Annotated in this window: 14 protein-coding genes; 13 read left to right on the top strand and 1 reads right to left on the bottom strand. The window is 60.6% G+C overall.

From position 1 onward, the window contains the following. Positions 1-17: 17 nt before the first annotated feature. From FB478_RS20510 to leuD, 6 genes are all read left to right on the top strand, one after another. Complete coding sequence (locus tag FB478_RS20510) at positions 18-1,334, top strand: dihydrolipoamide acetyltransferase family protein (RefSeq protein ID WP_144601486.1); 1,317 nt, start codon at positions 18-20, stop codon at positions 1,332-1,334. Positions 1,335-1,438: 104 nt separating this feature from the next. Beyond that, positions 1,439-1,687 carry a hypothetical protein gene (locus FB478_RS20505; RefSeq protein ID WP_144601485.1) on the top strand — a complete coding sequence of 83 codons (249 nt, stop codon included), beginning with the start codon at positions 1,439-1,441 and terminating at the stop codon, positions 1,685-1,687. A 70-nt stretch (positions 1,688-1,757) separates the two neighbouring features. Then, complete coding sequence (locus FB478_RS20500; protein WP_144601484.1) at positions 1,758-3,236, top strand: NAD-dependent succinate-semialdehyde dehydrogenase; 1,479 nt, start codon at positions 1,758-1,760, stop codon at positions 3,234-3,236. A gap of 43 nt (positions 3,237-3,279) precedes the next feature. Further along, on the top strand, positions 3,280-3,855 hold the full coding sequence (locus FB478_RS20495) for an NADPH-dependent F420 reductase (protein WP_144601483.1): 576 nt from the start codon (positions 3,280-3,282) through the stop codon (positions 3,853-3,855). Between the two features lie 601 nt (positions 3,856-4,456). After that, on the top strand, positions 4,457-5,938 hold the full coding sequence (leuC, locus tag FB478_RS20490; RefSeq protein ID WP_144601482.1) for a 3-isopropylmalate dehydratase large subunit: 1,482 nt from the start codon (positions 4,457-4,459) through the stop codon (positions 5,936-5,938). A gap of 8 nt (positions 5,939-5,946) precedes the next feature. Next, complete coding sequence (gene leuD, locus FB478_RS20485; protein WP_144601481.1) at positions 5,947-6,546, top strand: 3-isopropylmalate dehydratase small subunit; 600 nt, start codon at positions 5,947-5,949, stop codon at positions 6,544-6,546. 162 nt (positions 6,547-6,708) lie between these two features. Here the strand turns inward: leuD and FB478_RS20480 are convergent, their stop codons facing one another. Then, a complete protein-coding gene (locus FB478_RS20480) occupies positions 6,709-7,470 on the bottom strand; it encodes an MBL fold metallo-hydrolase (protein ID WP_144601480.1) in 762 nt (253 codons plus the stop codon). 366 nt (positions 7,471-7,836) lie between these two features. Between FB478_RS20480 and FB478_RS20475 the strand changes: the two genes are divergently transcribed. The 7 genes from FB478_RS20475 to mftD all read left to right on the top strand — a co-directional run bounded on the left by FB478_RS20475 (position 7,837) and on the right by mftD (position 15,373). Continuing rightward, positions 7,837-8,613 carry a cyclase family protein gene (locus FB478_RS20475; RefSeq protein WP_144601479.1) on the top strand — a complete coding sequence of 259 codons (777 nt, stop codon included), beginning with the start codon at positions 7,837-7,839 and terminating at the stop codon, positions 8,611-8,613. Between the two features lie 775 nt (positions 8,614-9,388). Then, positions 9,389-10,606, top strand: a complete 1,218-nt coding sequence (locus tag FB478_RS20470) for an ABC transporter substrate-binding protein (RefSeq protein ID WP_186447858.1) — start codon at positions 9,389-9,391, stop codon at positions 10,604-10,606. Between the two features lie 4 nt (positions 10,607-10,610). Further along, the gene (locus FB478_RS20465; protein WP_144601477.1) at positions 10,611-11,351 is read left to right on the top strand and encodes an ABC transporter ATP-binding protein; all 741 of its coding nucleotides are present in this window, start codon (positions 10,611-10,613) and stop codon (positions 11,349-11,351) included. Continuing rightward, positions 11,299-12,063 (top strand): ABC transporter ATP-binding protein, encoded by a 765-nt coding sequence (locus FB478_RS20460; RefSeq protein WP_144601476.1) that lies wholly within the window; start codon positions 11,299-11,301, stop codon positions 12,061-12,063. The genes FB478_RS20465 and FB478_RS20460 overlap by 53 nt, the downstream gene beginning before the upstream one ends. Continuing rightward, on the top strand, positions 12,060-12,944 hold the full coding sequence (locus FB478_RS20455) for a branched-chain amino acid ABC transporter permease (RefSeq protein ID WP_144601475.1): 885 nt from the start codon (positions 12,060-12,062) through the stop codon (positions 12,942-12,944). The genes FB478_RS20460 and FB478_RS20455 overlap by 4 nt, the downstream gene beginning before the upstream one ends. Next, positions 12,941-14,071: a branched-chain amino acid ABC transporter permease gene (locus tag FB478_RS20450; RefSeq protein ID WP_144601474.1), complete on the top strand. Its 1,131-nt coding sequence runs from the start codon at positions 12,941-12,943 to the stop codon at positions 14,069-14,071. The genes FB478_RS20455 and FB478_RS20450 overlap by 4 nt, the downstream gene beginning before the upstream one ends. 66 nt (positions 14,072-14,137) lie before the next feature. Further along, on the top strand, positions 14,138-15,373 hold the full coding sequence (gene mftD, locus FB478_RS20445) for a pre-mycofactocin synthase MftD (RefSeq protein ID WP_144601473.1): 1,236 nt from the start codon (positions 14,138-14,140) through the stop codon (positions 15,371-15,373). Positions 15,374-15,411: the final 38 nt, after the last annotated feature.

The following is a 15,411-nucleotide window of genomic DNA, read 5'->3' as shown; positions in this document are numbered from 1 at the left end:
ATCGAAGGACACTTAACATGGCAACAATCATCACCATGCCTGCCGTCGTGGCAGACGCGACTGAGGCTGCTCTCCAGGACTGGCTCGTAGCGGTGGGGGACACCATCGCCACCGGGCAACCCATAGCCGAAATTGAAACCGAGAAGGCAACGGTCGAAATGCAGTCAGAGGCTGCCGGTACTGTGGGTAGGCTTCTCATCGAACCGGGAACGTCGGTGAGTGTCGGAGAACCCATAGCAGTTCTCGTCGAAGCTGGCGAGGATGAAGCCTCAATCGACGAACAGATTGCAACCGCCGGAGGCGTCAGCAGCGCTGCAAACGTCCCAGTCCCCGAAGACACAGAGGCTCCAACCACGCACCGGGACACGCGTTCCACCGCATCGGACTCCACCGAGGCCCAATCCGAACCTGCTGAAGGCACGAAAACCCGCATTTTCGGATCACCGTTAGCCCGCAAGCTGGCCAAGGACCTGGGCATCGAGCTTTCCGTGCTCAATGGTTCGGGACCGAACGGGCGGATCCTGCGAGCAGATGTCGAGTCTGCTTTCGAAGTGCAAGCGGCGAAAGCAGAGTCCACCCCGGTCGCTGGGAAACCAGAAGCCATGCCTTCTTCGGTAAAGCCACAGTCATCACCTACCGTGCAGGAGTCCTTTACGGATGCACCACTCTCCGGGATGCGCAAGGCCATTGCACGAAGGCTCACCGAATCTAAGACCACAGTGCCTCACTTCTACGTCTCAATCGACGTTGAAATGGAAGCCTTGCTGGATCTGCGAAAGCGAATCAATGCTGACATGTCAGCCAGCGGACAGAAAGTGACGGTCAATGACCTGATTCTTAAAGCCCTCGCCGGCGCTCTCATCGACGTCCCGGACGCTAACGCGTCCTGGCAGGGAACGAGCATTCGCCGCTATTCCACAGTCGATGTCTCCGTGGCTATCGCCACCGGGGATGGGCTGCTCACGCCAGTCGTCCGCGGTCTAGAAAACCTCTCCATAAGTTCTCTTGGCAGGGTAATGGGCGATTTCAAAGAACGCGCCGCATCCGGTCGTATTCGGCAGCAGGAACTTGAGGGTGGTTCATTCAGCCTTACCAATCTCGGGATGTTCGGCACACGGGAGTTTTCTGCCATCCTCAACCCGCCCCAGGCCGGAATTCTGGCGGTCGGTGCTGCGGAACAGCGGCCGGTAGTGCGCGAGGGACAGCTGGCAGTCGGCACGGTGATGACCTGCACGTTGTCTGCTGATCATCGAGTCATTGACGGCGCCGTCGCAGCACAGCTGCTGGCCTCGTTCAAGCGGCGCATTGAGAATCCCTTGAACATTCTTCTTTAGAAGAAGCCCATGTCCGGTGTATTCCGCACTCCCAACACGAATCGGTTTAGATCCGCAATAAAGCAAGTCGTGAAGATCTGCCAACCCAGAAGGACGACCGAAGCATGAGCCAAGTGATACTCGCAGAACCCATCGAGCTCTCCTACTTGTCTCCAGGAGACCAGGTCTTCGTATCGCGCCGAGGCCGGGTGTGCTTCAGCGGGACAGTTGAGGAGCTCTCCAGCAAGCTCGAGGTTGTATGGATCCGGGAAAGCGAAATGGGTGAACGGAAACTGTTCTGCCCACCCGAGTACGTGTTCCACAGGACTGACAACTCGCCTCGCCGCCAGCCAGGTCCTGCACCTCAGATCTAACTCGGACACCAGCCGACAAACCCTCTACTGACTCCGCCTTGAAGGCCCCTATTATCATGATTGGAACTCCATGACATCTGCTCTCGTGGAAACCGCTTTGCTCGATTCTGTCCCTACCCGACTGCTGATCAATGGGCAGTGGGTGGACGCGTCCGACGGTGGCACGTTCGATGTGTACGACCCCGCAACCGGGCAGGTGCTCGCCACCCTCGCCTCCGCCACCAGCGAGGATGCGGTCGCCGCGTTGGACGCGGCCGACGCTGCCCAGGCGTCCTGGGCGCGGACCGCGCCGCGTGTGCGGGCCGAGATCCTCCGCCGCGCCTTTGACCTGGTCACCGAACGGGCCGAGGACTTCGCTCTGCTCATGACCCTGGAAATGGGCAAACCGCTGGCCGAAGCCCGCGGCGAGGTGGCCTACGGTGCCGAGTTCCTGCGCTGGTTTTCTGAGGAAGCCGTGCGTGATTACGGCCGTTACATCACGACCCCCGAGGGCAAGAACAAGATCCTGGTCCAGCACAAGCCCGTCGGGCCCTGCCTTCTGATCACGCCGTGGAACTTCCCCCTCGCGATGGCTACCCGTAAGGTCGCCCCGGCGGTCGCCGCGGGCTGCACCATGGTTTTGAAGCCGGCCAAGCTCACACCGCTGACTGCGCAGTACTTTGCTCAGACCATGCTCGACGCCGGGCTGCCCGCCGGCGTCCTGAACGTTGTCTCCTCCTCCTCTGCGTCCGGGATCTCCGGGCCGCTGCTGAAGGATTCCCGGCTGCGGAAGGTTTCCTTCACCGGCTCTACCCCGGTCGGCAAGCGCCTCATGGCCGACGCGGCGCAGAACGTGCTGCGGACCTCGATGGAGCTCGGCGGGAACGCCCCGTTCATCGTTTTCGAAGACTCAGACCTTGATGCCGCCGTCGAAGGGGCCATGGCCGCCAAGATGCGGAACATGGGCGAGGCATGCACCGCGGCCAACCGGTTCCTTGTCCACGAATCCGTCGCGCAGGAGTTCACGGCCAAGTTCGCCGCCGCGATGGGAGCGTTGAATACTGGCCGCGGCACCGAGCCTGCCACCCAGGTCGGGCCTTTGATTGATTCCGGTGCCCGCGACGACGTTCATGCGCTGGTGGCGGCCGCCGTCGACGCCGGAGCAGTAGCCGTCACCGGTGGCGCACCTGTGGACGGGCCAGGCTACTTTTATCAGCCCACCGTCCTAGCCGACGTCCCCAACGACGCGGCAATCCTGAGCCAGGAAATCTTCGGGCCTGTCGCCCCCGTCACGACCTTCCAAACCGAGGAAGAGGCCATCCGGTTGGCTAACGCGTCCGAGTACGGGCTCGCTTCCTACCTCTACAGCAAGGATTTCAACCGCCTCCTCCGGGTGGCCGAGCAGATCGAGTTCGGCATGGTCGGATTTAACGCCGGCGTCATTTCCAACGCAGCAGCACCCTTCGGCGGCGTCAAACAATCAGGCCTCGGCCGCGAAGGCGGCGCCGAAGGCATCGCCGAATACACAACCACTCAATACATCGGGATCGCCGACCCTCATGCGGTCTAACGCAGAACACTAAGTCGCTTTTCAACTAAGAAGGAGAAATACCATGGCAGAAGTAAGCATCATCGGTACTGGCAACATGGGACAGGCCATTGCCGACATCGTCGCCAAGGGCGGCCATGGTGTGCAGTTCATAGCACACGCGGACAAAGACAAGACGATTACAGGCGACATCGCGGTCCTCGCCGTACCGTACCCGGCCCTGTCCGAAATCATTAGCAGCCGAGCGGATCAGCTGGCCGGCAAGGTGGTTGTCGACATCACGAACCCAGTGAACTTTGAGACGTTTGACTCCCTCACAGTGCCTTCCGACAGCTCCGCCACCGCGGAATTAGCAGCAGCACTACCTGACTCCCACGTGGTGAAGGCGTTCAATACCAATTTCGCCGCAACACTGACCTCAGGCCTGGTAGGGGGCGTGCCCACTACCGTCTTCATTGCTGGTGACAATACTGAGGCTAAATCCAGTGTGTCTGATGTGATTACTGCCGGCGGCCTTACTGCAGTTGATGCCGGTTCCCTAGCCCGGGCCAGGGAACTGGAAGCTATGGGTTTCCAGCAAATCGCCCTGGCCGCCAGCGAGAAGATTTCGTGGTCCGCAGGATTCGCGCTCCTCTCCTAAACGGCTTCCACCACCCACGCTGCAGGAACTATCCCCTTCACCAGCCCGCTAGAGCCGCCGCTTGTGGTGGTCCGAGGTGGATCGGTTCGGCGCTTTGGCGCCATTCTCTTGGGCAACCCGGGAACGCCAAGACCGCTCGACGTGAGGAGCGCCGCCGTCTCTAGGCGGCGATGCAGAGATACCCAATTCGGTTCGTCCGGATCCCGGCTCGGTGCGGCAGATACTCGTCTATCCGCCGCACCGATGCGACCTGGAGAGAAGGAACCGGCAGCCAGGGTCTCTTAGCGGCATCCGCCGTGCCGGTATGCACGGTTTAGAGAGCCTTTCTCGGCACAAGCTGTCGTCCTTCGACACGGTTGACCGTGCTGGTAGCCGCTCATGGGCTACCGCCCGGATGCAGGTGTTGGCGGCATTTACGCCTGGCTTCCGGGTTCCGGCCCTTTTATCGGTCCTCTCAGTTGTCTGAGTAGCCAGTCCTCCTCGACCCGCGTTGTTCGGTACTTGTGGGAGCCACGAATACATACTTACGCCGGTGAAGTCGGGATTCGACAAGGACAGTCCCGAGTTCGTCGGCCACTTGCTGACGAAAGGGTCATTGATAATGGCAGGTTCAACTGCGGGTAAGACGCTCGCTGAAAAGGTTTGGGCGGCACATGTGGTGCGCCAAGGTGAGGGCGAAGGTGCCAATGCCCAGCCGGACCTTCTTTTCATCGACCTGCACCTTGTCCACGAGGTCACGTCACCGCAGGCGTTCGAAGGCCTGCGCCTGGCGGGGCGTAAGCTGCGCCGCCCGGACCTGACCATCGCCACGGAGGACCACAACACCCCCACGTTGGACATCGACAAGCCGATCGCCGACCTGACCAGCCGCACGCAGATCCAGACCCTGCGCAACAACTGCGCCGAGTTTGGTGTGCGTCTGCACTCTCTTGGGGATGCAGAGCAGGGCATCGTCCACGTGGTGGGTCCGCAGCTGGGCCTCACCCAGCCGGGCATGACAATTGTCTGCGGTGACTCGCACACCTCCACCCACGGTGCCTTCGGGGCCGTGGCTTTTGGCATCGGCGCATCCGAGGTGGAGCACGTGATGGCCACCCAAACGGTCTCGCTGAAGCCGTTCAAGACCATGGCCATCAACGTTGAAGGCACGCTGCGTCCGGGTGTCACCGCGAAGGACATCATCCTGGCCGTCATCGCCAAGATCGGCACCGGCGGCGGTCAGGGCTACGTCCTGGAGTACCGCGGCTCGGCCATCCGTGCACTGTCCATGGACGCGCGCATGACCATCTGCAACATGTCCATCGAGGCCGGCGCCCGCGCCGGCATGGTGGCGCCGGATGAGACCACCTATGAGTACATGAAGGGCCGTCCGCACGCGCCGCAGGGCGCTGACTGGGACGCCGCCGTCGAGTACTGGAATACGCTGCGGACCGACGACGACGCCACCTTCGACGTGCAGGTGGACCTTGATGCCGACACGCTGGAGCCCTTTGTCACCTGGGGCACCAACCCGGGCCAGGGTGTGTCCTTGTCTGAGTGCGTGCCGTCTCCGGAGGACTTCGGCGACGAGAATGCCAAGGCTGCCGCCGAGCGCGCCCTGCAGTACATGGGCCTCGAAGCCGGCACACCCATGAAGGACATCCGGGTGGACACCGTCTTCCTGGGTTCCTGCACCAACTCCAGGATGGAAGACCTGCGGGCCGCTGCGGACATCATCCGCGGGCGCCAGAAGGACCCCGACATCCGCATGCTGGTGGTCCCGGGCTCAGCACGCGTCCGCCTGGAAGCCGAGGCCGAGGGCCTGGACAAGGTTTTCAAGGATTTCGGTGCCGAGTGGCGTTTTGCCGGCTGCTCCATGTGCCTGGGCATGAACCCGGACCAGCTGGAAGTGGGGGAGCGCTGCGCCTCCACCTCCAACCGCAACTTCGAAGGGCGCCAGGGCAAGGGCGGGCGCACCCACCTGGTCTCACCGGTGGTGGCCGCAGCCACCGCCATCCGCGGGACCCTGAGTTCGCCCTCCGACCTTGATCCGGACCCGGTGGTCGAGTCTGCCGGAGCCCCCATCCGCACCGACGCAGCCTAGGACACGCCATGGAAAAGTTCACCATCCACACCGGAATCGGCGTCCCGCTGCGCCAGAGCAACGTCGACACCGACCAGATCATCCCCGCGGTCTACCTCAAGCGCATCACCCGCACCGGGTTCGAGGACGCCCTGTTCTCTGCCTGGCGCAAGGACCCGTCCTTCATCCTCAACCAGGAACCGTTCAACGCCGGGTCCGTCCTGGTGGCAGGTCCGGACTTCGGCACCGGCTCCTCCCGCGAACACGCGGTATGGGCGCTGAAGGACTACGGCTTCAAAACCGTGCTCTCGTCCCGCTTCGCCGACATCTTCCGCGGCAACTCCGGCAAGCAGGGCCTGCTCGCCGCCCAGGTGGCGCAGGACGACATCGAACTGATCTGGAAAGAGCTCGAAAACGCTCCCGGCACCCAGGTCACCGTGGACCTCGTCTCCAAAACCGTGGTTTGCGGCAACATCGTCGCGCCCTTCGACGTCGACGATTACACCCGCTGGCGCCTGCTCGAAGGCCTGGACGATATCGGGCTGACGCTCCAGCACGAGGCGGACATCACTGCCTACGAAGCCACGCGGCCCGCCTTCAAGCCCCTTACCATCCCCGGGAAGAGCTGACCCACAGCGGAACGCGGAACAAACGCAGGACTTCCCTGGGCGGGTCTTCCGAAAGGAGACAGCTCCCCAAGAAACCTAAGATTCCGATTTCTTGGGGAGCTGTTCGCGGTGGTAGCGGCGTCTACCTCGGCAGAATCAAGGCTTCCTAGCCTTGACCAGTTCCTAGCCGTTGAAGTGTGAGAGGTCCAAGTCATCGGCGAAGACGTCGTCAGATGTTTCCAGAAGACTCAAGGCTTCCTCCGATCCTTCGATCAGATCAGTCTCTCCCACCTCCAAAACGGTGAACTTCACGCCATGCCGGTCTGCAAACATCTTGGCGCGCTTGCGGTAGAGAGGCATGCCGTGCTCATTGAGCAGGCCGTCATGAACTGGAATTGCTTGGCGGGGCCGGACGGCAGTGATGAAGTCAACCATCTCCGCCATCTTGTTCCAGGGGGCATTGATCGGGACCAGAAGTGTGTCCGGGGCCGGGCCGGAAGGGACGATGAAACTGTCTCCGGGGTGATAAACAAGGCCATCAACGATGTAGCCCGTATTGTCGACGACCGGGATGTAGCCGTGGATGACCGCGTGCTGTCCCCCCACGGTCCGAACTGAGAACCCTGCTGAATCGAACTTTTCGCCTGCGCCTGTCGGAATGATTCGGGACGGGTCGACGCCTGCCTTCGGGGCGGCTGCGGCCAACCGGGCGGCCGGTACTTTCGGAGCCCTTACCGTGACCGCCGGATTGGCTGTCAGGTACTCAAGGACAGGCTCTTCATACAGGTGGTCCGGGTGCTGATGCGTGACGAGGATGTGTTCGGCTCCCTCGAGGGCTGCAGGCACATCGGTGTAGTTTCCGGGGTCGATAACGATTCGCCTGCCGTCCTTTTCTAAACGGACGCAAGCGTGGCCAAACTTGGTCAGGGCAATCTTGATAGTCATTGGCACACCTTATCTTCGAATGGCCCTGTTTGTTAAGCAGCAACGAACAACGTTAAGAAAACTAGGGCTGTGACAACTTGTAGCTCGAGCTTGTCCAAGCATGAAAAGGCCCTTCTTATGCAGGAGGTTTCAGCGGACAGGGCTTCCATTGAGCGCAGTGCGCTGGTATCACTGTTGTACAGTGCAGATGAACTGCCGCATCGGCCCTGCTCTGAGTCTTTCCGCTTCAGCCCGACTGTCCCCGGAAACCCCCGCCTCAATGTCAAACAGCGATGGGGCGAGGTAAAGCGGGAGCGGCAGAAGCAAGTCAGTCTGCTCATGCTCAAATTGCCCGTAACGCACTTACCAAGTCCAAGGTGAAACTCTATGGCCCTGCTCAATGACCTGCTCAGCTCCCTTTCTGCCGGCAACATCGAAATCGTCGATCTGACCAACAAACTTTCGGCGACCACCCCTGGCCTGACATTGCCCGAACCCTACGCCAGCCCACACCCGTTTGAACTGGAAGAGCTTGCGGCCTATGACGACCGCGGCCCCGTCTGGAAGCAGCACAACATCCATGTCGGCGAGCACACCGGCACCCATCTGGACGTACCGATTCACTGGATTACAGGTCGTGATGGCTCCGACGTTTCAGAGTTACCACTGGGGCGCCTCATAGGGCCGGCAGTCGTCCTGGATTTCAGCGCTGAGGCTTCGGCGAACTCCGATTTTTTGTTGGAAACCTCGCATGTGAAGGCTTGGGAAGAAAAGCATGGAGAGATCCCGGACAATGCGTGGCTGCTACTCCGCACCGGATGGGATTCCTACGCCCAAGATCAGGACAAGTTCCTTAACGCTGACGAGACGGGCCCTCACACCCCGGGTATCTCGGCCGAGTGTGCCAAGTGGCTGGCTGAAGAAACTAAAATTTCCGGAGTCGGAGTGGAGACTCTCGGCATCGATGCGGGCCAAGCGCATGGGATGGACCCGGAGATGCCCATGCACTATTACCTGCTCGGAAACGATAAGTACGGAATCACTTCCCTCCAGAATCTAGCCAAACTGCCCAGCACCGGTGCTGTCATCGTTGTGTCCCCCTTGCCGATTGTCGGTGGCACAGGAAGTCCGGCTCGGGTTTATGCGCTGGTAGATCGCAACTGATTCAGGGCTTCCCACTTCACCCCTGTTCCATTGTTCAAGATTCGGTCATCCTCTGAGCAATGGGGCAGGGGTCACTTATAAGCAGGGCGGTATTCGAGGTGCACCAAAGCGGCAACCGCCGTAAAGGACCTTCGGGGCTCTGTTGAGGGGATATCCGGCTGATGCATGGAATCCAGAGTCGGCGAAGCAAGTCCCGGACTGACACATAGACTGCTGGCGTTCAGTATTGATTGACATTTTGCGCCCACCCTGTAATCCTTTAGCGAACGGTCCTGATGTAGTCCAGGTCACAAATCAGGAGCATCGGATCAGTGTCGTGGCGGATAAGCATAGTCCGGTCCCCTTTACGAGGCGAAGTCAAGGCGTTCAACAGAACTGTACGGAGGAATCCGCGTACAGGACAAAGTTGCTCAAACGTTGCGTGACGAGCGCTCGGCAGGGAAAACGTTCCAGCAGGACACTAGGTGTGCCGAGATGCTCGCTGCACTGGGGTGCTGGTCAGCCGGACCTTTAGCCAGGAGAACCCCGGCCGGCAGGCCAGTGTCCACCGGTTCCTCCACAACTGTGAGCAGCCGTGAATACCGCAGTCTCAAGAGCCTCACAACCGCGGTGGCTCCTCATGTAAACCGAAATGCGGATCCAACTCACTGTTGGAACCGTCAATGATTGCCCATCAAGACTTCAGCCGCTGAGAACGCCGCCCCGTCCCCGAAAGGGCGGGCTTCTGCGGTTGACCGCTCCAATCCCTGACAGTTTTACGAAGATCGGAATTTCAATGAAAAAGTTCACCGCCCCGAACGGGAGCACAAAGATCATCCTGGCGGGCGCTATCGGGGCATCTTTGATTCTCAGCGGATGCGCGTCCACAGGTGCCTCCAAGACCGGCAGCGCGGCGGGCAAGGATCTCTGTTCCGCAGGCGCCATCACCATCGGTTCGGCGAAGGCGCTCAGCGGTGGTTTCTCGTTTTACGATGCTGCCGGCAACAACGCCGAGCAGATGGCCGTTGACGAGGTCAACGCAAAGGGTGGCATCAATGGTTGCCCGGTCAAGTTGGTGACGAAGGATACAAAGTCCGATCCCGCTGTCGGAAGCCAGGTAGCTCGCGACCTCATCCGGGACGGTGGGCAGGTTCTGCTGCCACCGGCCGACTCGGGCCTTGGGACTCCTGCAGCCATGGCGGCCCAAAGCCAAGGAATCTTCAGCATGGCCGGTGCTTCCGGTGATGACTACGCCCCAGGCGTAGGAAAACTTTTCGCCACTGGGGGCAGTATGGCCGGCCAGAACGGCAAGACCGCTGCTGCTTTCGCCAAGGAGCAGGGATACGACTCCGTTTACTACGCCACATTGGACGCCTTCCAGTACTTCACAGTTAACGAAGACTCGTTCAAGAAGGACGCCGGGCTCAAGGATCTGGGTCGATCGGTGCTCAAGCCCGGACAAACCGACTTTGCTGCGGTCGTGAGCGACATCAAACGCTCTGTTAGCTCAGGCGCCAAGCCCGTGATCTTCCTCGCGTCAATGTACCCGGATGCCCCAACGTTGATCACCCAGCTGCGCAAGGCCGGGGTGGACACCCCGGTGATTGGCAACGCTACGTGGTCCACGCGCAACCTGCTCAAGGCACTCGACGGCAATACCCAGGGCGTCTTCTATTCCGGCGGGGCGTACACAGAGGGCGATGATGCCAGCCCAGCAGCGCTTGAATTCGTCAAAAACTACAAGGCCAAGACGGGGAACTACCCTGAAAACCACCAGGCGCAGGAAACCTACTGGTCTGTGTGGGCCCTCTTTGACGCAATCAAGACGGCCAATTCCGTTGACGGAGCAGCAATCGAAAAGGCACTCTTCGCTCAAAAGGATCTGGAGCTCCCGATGCGCACCATCAAGAAGTGGGAAAACGGTCAAAGCCTGGGAAGCACGGTCATTGTCGGATTCACCCCTTCAGGACAGTTCCAGCAGGTGAAGACCTACAACTTGACCGGCGAGGGATGAGGACATGTTGAAGGAAGCCCAACCCGTGGTGTCGATCCGCGGAGTTGAGATGTCCTTTGGGCATCTCAAGGCGCTTGCAGGCGTCAGCTTGGACCTGGAACAGGGGGCATGTACAGGCCTGATCGGACCCAACGGATCCGGGAAAAGTACCTTGGTCAACTGTTTGTCCGGTCTGCTTTCGCCATCCGCTGGCAGCATTGTCTTCGAGGGAAAGGACATTACAGGTTCCTCGTTGCGGTCCCGGGCCAAGACAGGATTGGCCAGGAACTTCCAGAACCTTCGGTTGTTCGACGACCTGACAGTGCGTGAAAACATCGCCATGTCGGCAGGACTTGCAGGTGGCTGGAAGCGGGCCTCTGAAAAGTCCGTGGCAGAAGTCGGTGCGCGATTCGGGCTGGAAGCCGATCTCGATGCCCGCGTTGGCGATCTTTCATGGGGCCACCGGCGCCGGGTGGAGCTTGCCCGGGTCTTGAACGGGGAGCCACGTTATGTGCTCCTGGATGAGCCTGGAGCCGGCCTGGACCTGTCCGAGCGCAGGCGGTTGCCGGGCATCATTGCCGAGTTGACGGCGCACGGCGTAGGCACCCTCTTGGTGGACCACGATATGGCCCTTATTTCAGATGTGTGCCAGCGGGTGCTGGTCCTTCGCCAGGGCCAGCTAATTTTCGACGGACCTCCGGCTGACGCGTTTCGTGACGCTGCTGTTCTGGAGTGCTATTTGGGAGAAAGACATGTCAGTGCTTAAGGCAGTGGACCTGGTCGCCGGCTACGGAGCCGGAGACAAGGTGCTCCACGAAGTGAGCTTGACCCTTGCCGCCGGGCAAGTAACCGCCCTGACCGGGGTCAACGGGGCAGGCAAGAGTACGCTTGCGTCCGCGCTGGCGGGCCGTTTGATCCCCTCGTCGGGAAAGATCAGGCTGGACGACACCGATGTAACCCGCATGTCGATCCAGGAACGTTCACGGCGCGGGATTGTTCTTTGTCCTCAGGGGCGTGAAGTCTTCGCGGGTCTTACCGTCGCCGAGAACATTCGTCTGGGTGCTTTGACCCGGCCTTCGTCAGCAAGGAAGGCCGCGGTGGAATCCATCTTTGAGATGATCCCCGTTCTGGCCCAGTTCCGAAGCAGCCGCGCAGGGGGCCTCTCCGGCGGGCAGCAGCAGTTGGTAGCCCTTGGAAGGGCACTGGCAGCGGGCCCCCGGGTTCTGATCGTTGATGAGCCCTCGATGGGCCTGGCACCGGCCGTGGTTGATTCCGTATACGACCTCCTCGGGGAGTTGAAGGAGACGGGCGTGGCGCTGTTAGTGATCGAGGAATCTCCGCTGCGCCTTGTCGATCTCGCCGATCACGTTGTGGTTTTGCGCGGCGGGGAAGTTACTACGTCAGGTGGGTCTGAGCTTCTTCGCGACGAAGGAATCCTTACCGCAGCACTGTTGGGAGAGGGGGCGATGGCAAAGTGATTCAGCTCTTGCAAGCACTCTTTGACGGTATCTCCCAAGGCGGCGTATTCGCCGTTCTCGCGGTGGGCGTGGCGTTGGTTAGTTCTGTCATGTCATTCCCGAACTTCGCCCACGGTTGGTTGGTCATGTGGACCGCGTCACTGACAGTCTCACTTAGCACAACCGTTCCGCTGGCACTCGCTTTGGCCATCGCAACGGTCATAGTTATTGCCATCACCGTGGTGGCCGGCCGGCTGACATTCCTGACAGGCAATTCGGCCAGCAGTGAAGTCCTGATGCTGAAGTCGCTGGCCCTTGGCCTTGTTCTTCAAGCAGCTGCCATCCTCTTCTTCGGTGACGCGCCGCGGCTGTTCCCCTCGCCGGCGTGGTTCGGGGGAGTGAATACCCTGGGCGAGCTCCGGATCAGTACGGCGAGCCTTACGAGCCTTGCCGTGGCAATTGTGGCGGTCGGAGGGCTTATAGCCTTGCTCCGTGGAACAGATCTGGGTCTGAAAATGCGGGCTACTGCGCAGAACAGGTCAACCGCGGAACTGGTGGGCGTCCGATCCCAGCGTGTGGTGACGACGGCACTGGTGATCGCCGGGGTCATGGCGGGTATAGCGGCCTTCCTCTGGTACGCGAAAGCAGGAAACGTGTCGCCAAGGACAGGCATGGAAATCACGATGGTTGCCTTTGTCGCCCTTGTACTGGGTGGGTTGCGGAGTGTCGGAGGCGCGGTTCTGGGTGGTCTTTTGCTCGGCCTGGTCAATGCCTTCATGGCCACCTACCTGCCCAGCCAGATGCAGGGACTAACCCAGGGATTCACCTACGCCCTGCTGATCGTCGTCCTTATTCTTCGGCCCGACGGACTTCTCCAACGCAAGGTGGTGCTTACCAAATGAAACTCCCCTTTACTCTCGCCCAGGACCGCATCCAGACCCGCCGGGGCTTTGGCGCTGCAGTCGCGGGCCCCACCTCCATAGCCGTTGTGGTGGTCGTCATCGCCATACTAATCAATGAATTTAGCTTGGGACGGTTTGAAGACGTCTTGCTCTCAGCAATGGTCTTTGCGTGTTTGACGGTATCGTTGCAGGCCCTCATGGGCAACACCGGGCTCATCTTCTTCGGTCAGTTCGCATTTGTTGCGGTCGGAGCCTACGTTTCCGGTGTTCTCACGGTCCCGGCCTCCGCCCGTGGAACTCTGCTCCCGGACCTTCCTGACTGGCTGTCAGGCATCGAATTGGGATTCTGGGCAAGCGTCGTGGCTGGGGCATTGGCAGCAGGTGTCGTGGCACTCATCGCCAGCCCCGTGCTGGTCCGGGTTTCCGGGCTTGCCGCGGCAGTCGTCAGTCTCGGGCTCATGTTCATCGTTTCGGACCTTTTGCGTGAAACTCCTTCGATAACCCGCGGGGCGCAGGTCTTTTCCGGCGTTCCCTATGACACCACCCTGCTGACGGCAGGGATCGTGTTGACGGTAACCACTCTGGCTGCTGCGGCTTTCAAGTTCTCCCGCTGGGGCCTTGAGGCACGGGGCGGGCGCGATGATTCGGTGGCTGCCGAATCCTCCGGGCTCTCCATGGCGCGCGTTAGGACTCCCGCCTTGTTGCTTGGCGGCTTGCTTTCCGGAGCGGCTGGAGCTGTCTGGGCACATTACCTCACCGCGTTTTCGCCCGTTACTTTCGGTATCGACCCGGCAGTAGTTGTGGTCATCATGGCCGTCATCGGCGGGGTGAACAGCGTCAGCGGCGCTTTGGTCGGTGCAACCATCATTGCCGTATGGCAGGAACTTGCCCGCCAGGTTGAGGGGGGCTTGGTGGTCTTCGGCCTTCAGCTTCCAAGGATGCCCGAATTCAGTGCACTGACACTGGGCGTCGGACTCATCGTCGTACTGGCGATTCGTCCACGCGGACTCCTGGCATCGCGTGAACTGCAGTGGTTCCGGCCCCGGGCTCCCCAACGAGCCGCGGCAATTGAGGAGCCGGCACGCGAATCAAGCGCTGAAGCCGAACCAACTGAGGTCCGTGCCTAGCTACGCGGCCAAACCGATCAACCGGTCTCTTCATCAGGACCACATTCAAGAGAACCAGGAGGGGCCATGGGCCTTTTTAAGCACAAGGCGATAGAAACGGTCGAAGAAGCCAATCGTCGAGCCAAGAAGATCCTGCCAAAAGACGTGTACACCGCACTCCTGGCAGGAAGCGACAGCGGGGCCACCATGCGGGGAAATCTCTCTGCCTTCGAGGAGATAGGCCTTATCCCACGAGTCGGGGTTGAACTCCCATCTAAACTCGACATGAAGACGAGTTTCATGGGGCAACCCATCGAGCTGCCGGTTGTCATAGCGCCAGCGGCAGCTCAAGCCATGCACCCGGATGCAGAACTTGGTGTAGCACGGGCAGCTCGCCGGGCTGGTACAGCGATCGGTCTCAGCAACTTCGCGTCCTTGCCGTTTGAGGACGTGGCACGGGAGAACGCCAATGCATTTGCCCACGTTTACCTTTCCGGTGATCGCGACATCGTCGCCGGTCGTGTCGAGCGATTCCGCAAGGCCGGGGCAAAGGGGCTGATTTTCACCCTTGACCTATCAGGCGGCCGCACTGCCTTCCAGCCCAGGGATTGGGGGTCACCTGTGTATCCGGATGGCCTTGACTTGGCTGCCATGATCCGCTACGCGCCCATGGCACTTGGGAATCCCTCGTGGTTCTTCCGTTATCTCCGCCGGGGCATGATCCCGGGGCTGGACGCTCCAAATATGAGCAAGGGCGACGGCGTTGTGCCTACTCTCGTCGGCGGATTGTATGAATGGATGGCAACTCCGGTCCCCACTTGGGATGACGTGGCGTGGCTCCGCGAATTGTGGGGTGGCCCTTTCATGGTCAAAGGCATTCTGACCCCGGACGACGCCCGCCGAGCCGTGGACGCCGGAGCTACTGCTATTGGCGTATCCAATCACGGCGGCAACAACCTTGACACAACGCCTTCTCCGCTGAGGTTCTTGCCGGGAGTCGTCAAGGCGGTAGGGGACCAGGCTGAGGTTACTTTCGACAGTGGCATCCGGCGCGGAGCCGATGTCGTAAAGGCTCTCGCGCTGGGGGCACAATCTGTGATGATCGGCCGTCCATGGTTCTACGGGCTTTCGGCAGACGGTGAACGAGGCGTCTACGAAGTTCTGGAATCTTTCAGGATCACCATTGAACGCACACTCGTGGGACTTGGCAAGTCCTCCATCCACGACCTGAGTGCAGATGACTTGGTGGTTCCCCCCGAGTATTTCCTCAACCTAGGCTCATCGAGGTCCGCAGGGATAGTCCGAGGCGAGGCAGCTGCCTGAATCGGGCATCCAGCTGCCGTGTTATCGCAGCCACCCTG

The organism is Arthrobacter sp. AG367, from assembly GCF_007828995.1.
GTDB lineage: Bacteria > Actinomycetota > Actinomycetes > Actinomycetales > Micrococcaceae > Arthrobacter.
This window is presented reverse-complemented; position numbering and strand designations above follow the sequence as displayed.

What these genes read in the sequence shown, in the direction of transcription:
- FB478_RS20510 (WP_144601486.1), top strand. Translation starts at nt 18, where the DNA reads ATGGCAACAATCATCACCATGCCTGCCGTCGTGGCAGACGCGACTGAG.
- FB478_RS20505 (WP_144601485.1), top strand. Translation starts at nt 1,439, where the DNA reads ATGAGCCAAGTGATACTCGCAGAACCCATCGAGCTCTCCTACTTGTCT.
- FB478_RS20500 (WP_144601484.1), top strand. Translation starts at nt 1,758, where the DNA reads ATGACATCTGCTCTCGTGGAAACCGCTTTGCTCGATTCTGTCCCTACC.
- FB478_RS20495 (WP_144601483.1), top strand. Translation starts at nt 3,280, where the DNA reads ATGGCAGAAGTAAGCATCATCGGTACTGGCAACATGGGACAGGCCATT.
- leuC (WP_144601482.1), top strand. Translation starts at nt 4,457, where the DNA reads ATGGCAGGTTCAACTGCGGGTAAGACGCTCGCTGAAAAGGTTTGGGCG.
- leuD (WP_144601481.1), top strand. Translation starts at nt 5,947, where the DNA reads ATGGAAAAGTTCACCATCCACACCGGAATCGGCGTCCCGCTGCGCCAG.
- FB478_RS20480 (WP_144601480.1), bottom strand. Translation starts at nt 7,470, where the DNA reads ATGACTATCAAGATTGCCCTGACCAAGTTTGGCCACGCTTGCGTCCGT.
- FB478_RS20475 (WP_144601479.1), top strand. Translation starts at nt 7,837, where the DNA reads ATGGCCCTGCTCAATGACCTGCTCAGCTCCCTTTCTGCCGGCAACATC.
- FB478_RS20470 (WP_186447858.1), top strand. Translation starts at nt 9,389, where the DNA reads ATGAAAAAGTTCACCGCCCCGAACGGGAGCACAAAGATCATCCTGGCG.
- FB478_RS20465 (WP_144601477.1), top strand. Translation starts at nt 10,611, where the DNA reads ATGTTGAAGGAAGCCCAACCCGTGGTGTCGATCCGCGGAGTTGAGATG.
- FB478_RS20450 (WP_144601474.1), top strand. Translation starts at nt 12,941, where the DNA reads ATGAAACTCCCCTTTACTCTCGCCCAGGACCGCATCCAGACCCGCCGG.
- mftD (WP_144601473.1), top strand. Translation starts at nt 14,138, where the DNA reads ATGGGCCTTTTTAAGCACAAGGCGATAGAAACGGTCGAAGAAGCCAAT.